This is a genomic window from Chthonomonas sp. (assembly GCF_035294165.1).
In the GTDB taxonomy this organism is placed as follows: Bacteria; Armatimonadota; Chthonomonadetes; order Chthonomonadales; family Chthonomonadaceae; genus Chthonomonas.
Genome location: NZ_DATGLN010000233.1, coordinates 1 through 5,236 on the forward strand (window position 1 = coordinate 1; position 5,236 = coordinate 5,236).

General features: G+C 59.1%; 5 protein-coding genes. All 5 read left to right on the forward strand.

Annotation, left to right across the window (positions count from 1 at the left end; translation table 11 throughout):
* On the forward strand, window positions 1-208 hold a 208-nt coding region (locus VKV29_RS13100), incomplete at its 5' end, for a hypothetical protein (RefSeq protein ID WP_324201760.1).
* 334 nt (window positions 209-542) lie between these two features.
* Window positions 543-1,172 (forward strand): imidazole glycerol phosphate synthase subunit HisH, encoded by a 630-nt coding sequence (gene hisH, locus VKV29_RS13105; RefSeq protein ID WP_343217376.1) that lies wholly within the window; start codon window positions 543-545, stop codon window positions 1,170-1,172.
* Between the two features lie 29 nt (window positions 1,173-1,201).
* Window positions 1,202-1,945 (forward strand): 1-(5-phosphoribosyl)-5-[(5-phosphoribosylamino)methylideneamino]imidazole-4-carboxamide isomerase, encoded by a 744-nt coding sequence (gene hisA / locus VKV29_RS13110; protein ID WP_324201762.1) that lies wholly within the window; start codon window positions 1,202-1,204, stop codon window positions 1,943-1,945.
* 11 nt (window positions 1,946-1,956) lie between these two features.
* Complete coding sequence (locus VKV29_RS13115; protein WP_324201763.1) at window positions 1,957-3,006, forward strand: zinc-binding dehydrogenase; 1,050 nt, start codon at window positions 1,957-1,959, stop codon at window positions 3,004-3,006.
* 692 nt (window positions 3,007-3,698) lie between these two features.
* Window positions 3,699-5,066: a dihydrolipoamide acetyltransferase family protein gene (locus VKV29_RS13120; RefSeq protein ID WP_324201764.1), complete on the forward strand. Its 1,368-nt coding sequence runs from the start codon at window positions 3,699-3,701 to the stop codon at window positions 5,064-5,066.
* Window positions 5,067-5,236: the final 170 nt, after the last annotated feature.

Here is a 5,236-nt window from a genome sequence, read left to right on the forward strand (position 1 = left end):
GTTCATGCAGGAGTGGAACGCGCCGGGGCAGCCGGGTCGCGCCCTGCTGCGTTACACGCTATCGCGCAAGCGCCCCGACGGCAAGCCGATCTTCCATACCTGCGTCACCGCTCTGGGTAACTTGCAAACGTTCGAGGAGAATATCGGGGCGGTAAGCCCTCAAGTCTCCCAACGTGACGGTTTCGATATACAGAGAATCTACGCTTAAAGCTTTTTCGTGATGGTTCTGCCCCCCTCATCGCACAGATGAGGGGGTTTTTGCTATCTCCTACGTCTACCGCCCCTTCCCTGCCGGGCAGGGGGCACCTAGCAGTGGACTCCTCAGCGGCCAGTTTTATTGCCTTAAGACCTATCTCACTGGCCGCTGCATCGCCGTCTGCAAGACGGAAAGGAAGGGATAGGGGGCGAACGTGAGAGGCTCGCTTTACAAACTGCCTCTAGAGCCGCAAGACTGACAGTTTCTGCAGCCTCTTACTCTTCCCTTCATTCTATGCTAAGATTCTTTAGGGGGTGCTTTGATAGAAACATTTGGTGGAGAGTAAATAAATATGATTGCCATTGTAGACTACGGTATGGCCAATCTGCGCAGCGTGGAGAAGGCGTTGCAGCGGGTGGGAGGGGAGGCCAAGATTACCTCCGACCCCGATGTTATTGCGCGGGCGGAGAAGGTGGTGTTGCCCGGCGTGGGAGCTTTTTGCGCCGCAATGAGCAATCTGCAGCGCAGCGGCCTGCAAGAGGCCGTTTTGCAGCACATCCGCAGCGGCAAACCGTTTTTAGGTATCTGTCTTGGACTTCAGATGCTGTTTGAGGAGAGCACAGAGATGGGCACAACGGCCGGTTTGGGGGTGCTGCCGGGTCGGGTAAGGGCTTTTTTTGAGGACGGAGGGCATCCCGATGCGTCGGAATTAAAGGTGCCTCATATCGGTTGGAACGCGCTGCACCTTACGCGCCCCTCGAAGCTGCTATGCGGCTTGCAGGAGGGTGATAGGGTCTATTTTGTGCACTCCTACTTTCCCTGCCCGGTCGATCCTTCTGTGGTTATCGCCACGAGCACATATGGGGAGGAGTTCTGCTGCGCCATCGAGAAAGAGAACGTGTCTGCCACGCAGTTTCACCCGGAAAAGAGCGGTGCTGTTGGGCTGCGCATTCTGCAGAACTTCGTGAACTGGTAGATTTCAGCAGGCGAAAGAGAGGGTTTGGAATGGACATCTATCCGGCCATTGACTTGAAAGGTGGGAAATGCGTGCGCCTTAGCCAAGGGCAGTTCTCGCAGATCACCACCTATTCGGAAGACCCCTTAAAGATGGCCAAGCGGTGGAAGGCGGAAGGCGCTCAACGACTGCATATTGTAGACCTCGACGGGGCCCGCAAGGGCAGTCCAGACCCCACGAACCTCGAAGTTCTGCGCCAGATCGTTCGACAAGTAGGGTTGCCGGTGCAGTTCGGTGGTGGGGTACGCAACGGGGAGGTTGTAGAAAGGATGTTGCGCCTTGGCGTGGAGCGTGTTGTGGTAGGAACGACCGCGGCCACCGAGGAGAAGCTGATCGAGGGGTTGTTTACCGTGTATGGCGAGAAGATCGCCGTTGGGGTAGATGCACGGGACGGCATGGTGGCCATTCAGGCGTGGCAGATGCAGGTAAACGAACCGGCCCTCAGCTTCATTGCTCGGATGGTGAAGCTGGGTGCCAGACGATTCGTGTTCACCGACATCTCAAAAGACGGGATGCTTGAGGGGGTGAATTTAGAGGCCATTCGCAATGCGGCCCAGGCGGCGCAAGGGCGGCCACTCATCGCCTCCGGCGGTGTTACTAGCATGAAGGATATCGAGGCCCTTCTCCAACTGCGCCAACAACATCCTAACGTTGAGGGAGCGATCATCGGGAAGGCGCTGTATGCCGGCACGTTGTCGCTACCGGAGGTCATCGCCCGCGTGAAGGCAGGATAAAGGAGACGGCAATGTCGGAGAAGATGGTGGCTTTAGTCAACTATGCGGAGCGCGCGGGCGCGGTGGAGCTGCGCGAGGTGTCCGTGCCGAGCATCGGCGAAGAGGATGTTCTGCTGGAGGTAAAGGCGGTGGGCATTTGCGGCAGCGACCTTCATCAGTATCACGCTACGCAGAGTTGGAAGGTGAACTACCCGGTGATTCTGGGCCATGAGTACGCCGGCGTGGTTGTGGCCAAAGGGGCGCGCGTTCGCCGTTTTCAGGAGGGCGATAGGGTAACGGGAGAGACCGCTGCCGTTATTGACCCCGATTCGCCGTTTACCCGGCGCGGGCTTTACAACCTAGACCCTGCAAGGCTTGGTTTCGGTTATGGGGTAGATGGCGCTATGGCGCGCTATGTGCGGGTACCCGAACGCTGCCTTCATCTTCTGCCGGAGTCGCTTCCCTTCGAGCGTGCAGCCCTCACCGAGCCGTGTTGTGTGGCCTATAATGCCGTCTGTATAAACGCCCATATCCGCCCAGGTGACGCTGTGGCCGTGCTGGGGCCGGGGCCTATCGGCATTCTCTGCACGCTCATGGCGCATCTCAACGGTGCCAACCCACTTGTGGTTTACGGCCTGCCGGCCGATAGACATCGTCTTGAAGCCGCGCGTGCCGTAGGAGCAACGCACGTGTTTGCGCTGTCGCCTCAAAAGATGGGCGATACCGCCAAGCATTTCGGCGATGGCTATGGCTTTGATGTGGTGGTGGATGCTTCTGGGGCCAGTGCCTCGCTGCAAACCGCCATGCAGTTGGCCCGCCCCACCGCCCAGATCGTGAAGGTGGGCTGGGGGCCGCAGCCTTGTGGCTACTCGCTCGACCCCGTGGTGGCCAAGAATCTAACCATACAGGGTTCGTTCAGCCACAACTGGCCGGTTTGGGAGCGCGTGTTGGCCATGTTGGCCTCCGGTCAAATTGACCTGAGGCCCGTGTTAAATCGCGTAGCCCCTCTGCCTCAGTGGCGTGAATGTTTTGAAGCCATGGCGTGCGGAGAGGTGGTAAAGGCCGTGCTTACCCCCGTGTAGGCGCTAGGGTGTGCCCGAATGCTATGCTTTTGCAGAAAGAGAGAACGGACTGCCAACAACCGCCTCTCTAAAGTGGCTAGCTTGCCCTCGCCGTTGTAAGCGGCAGGGCTTCGAAGTCGGTTGCCGACGCCCCATAAGGGGAAAGGTGTCCTTGTGGGGCAGGGGGCGGGGCTGCAAAGACTACCGGCTTCATGGTTCTGGAGCCAGTCAACAAAGTGAGCTTATCTTGTTCGCCCCCTATCCCATCCTTTCCCCCTATCAGGGAGAAAGGGGGCGATTATGGTTAGTTTCCGAAGGGAAGATTATCACAGAAACCAGCCGATAAACTTACTGGTCTCCCCTCTCCCTAATAGGGGGAGGGGAGTGGGGGTGGGGGCTGTAAAAGCGGACTGCAACGCAGCGGCCAGAGAAAGAGGCGATTAAGAAATAAAATAGGCGCCCAAAGGCGCCCTACCCCAGAAAATTGAAAGATTTTCTGTAGGCCCCTAGCTCGGCCTTGAGCCGTGGCTCGTTGAAGCAGGAATCGAACCTGTTCCATTTGAACATGGTTTGAGCAACGGAAGTATAGACCAAACACATCGCAAAAGAAAGGAGGAGTGGACTGGGGATACGTCGGTTTGGGCAGTCTTCTGTCGTCTCAAAAGCGACGAGACAGTTCCCCGTGGCGGCGATAGCCCCCTGTCTCGATTTTTATGGCACAACTGATCGTCATGCCCCAGCTTGGCAACACCATGGAGGAGGGCACCATCCTTCGTTGGTTGAAAGCGGAGGGAGAAGAGGTTCGTAAAGGCGAGCCTCTGCTTGAGGTGGAGACCGACAAGGCCTCTATGGAGGTAGAGGCGGAGGCCGACGGCGTGCTGTTGAAGATTCTCGCCCCACCCAACACCACCGTTCCCATTCGCCAACCCATTGCCGTTGTGGGCGCACTGGGGGAGGACTTTGCTGCCCTCCTCTCCTCAGAACCACAGCAAAACGGCGCTTCGGCCGCAGAGGCAGCCGCAAAGGCACCGGTTGCTTCCGCCACCGAGTCCCCTGCATCCGTAGTTGCCGAGAGCGGTTCGCTGCGCATCTCTCCCAGAGCGCGACGCCTCGCCGAGGAGGAGGGCGTACCGCTCGCCGCACTGGAGGGACGAGGCACAGGGCCGGAGGGGCGCATCATCGAGCGCGATGTGCGTGCCTATCTCGCTGCAGAAACACAGGTGTCTGCAGCGCGCCCGCCGCGGTTTACCCCTTTGGCGGCTCGTCTCGCCGACGATTTGGGTGTTGCGACCGAGGTGGCAGCTACGGCGCCCTCAGGTGCCCGCGTACGAAGCGACGACGTGAGGCGCCATGTGGAGACCGCTCAGACGGCGCGCCAGGAACCGCAACAAGACTTTACGGAGTTGCCACTGGCGGGCATGCGACGTCGCATCGCCGAAAATATGGTGCGTTCCGCCTTTTCCGCACCCCACGTTACCTTGGTGACCGAGGTGGATATGAGCGCATGTTCGGAGCTTCGCAGCCGTCTCTTGCCGGAGGTGGAGCGCATCTACGGGGTGCGTCTCTCGTTTACCGACATTCTGGTGAAGGCGGTGGCACGTGCTCTCGAGGAGCATCCGCGCCTTAATGCCACTTTGGAAGGCGAGGTTATCCGCCTACATAAGTCGAAAAACATCGGTGTGGCCGTCGCGCTGGAAGAGGGGTTGGTGGTGCCCGTTTTGAAGCAGGTGGAGCGCCTAACACTCGGCCAGGTGGCCGCGCAACTGAAGCCTCTCATCGAGCGGGTGCGCAGCGGCAAATTTAGCCCAGACGATGTAAGCGGCGGAACGTTCACCATCACCAACCTCGGCCCGTTTCGCATAGATAGCTTCAACCCGATTCTGGTGCCGGGGCAGGCGGCCATACTGGGGGTAGGGCGCATTCAGGAAAAGCCGGTGGTTCGCAACGGGGCTATAGAAGTCCGCGCCTGCATGAACCTCTGTCTCTCGTTCGACCATCGTCAGGTAGACGGGGCTCCGGCGGCCCTGTTCCTTCAGCGGCTCTGCGAAATCCTCGAATCGCCCTATAGTCTGCTAATTTAAAGCAGACAAAACGCCCCTCTCCCAAACGGGGAGAGGGGCACCTCGCGGTGCGCGTCCTCGCGGACGGCGCCTCAGCGGCCTGTTTTATTCTCTTAATCGTCTATCTCTCTGGCCGCTGCATTGCCGTGCGCTAGCACCTCCCGAATCGGGGGAAAGGATGGGATAGGGGG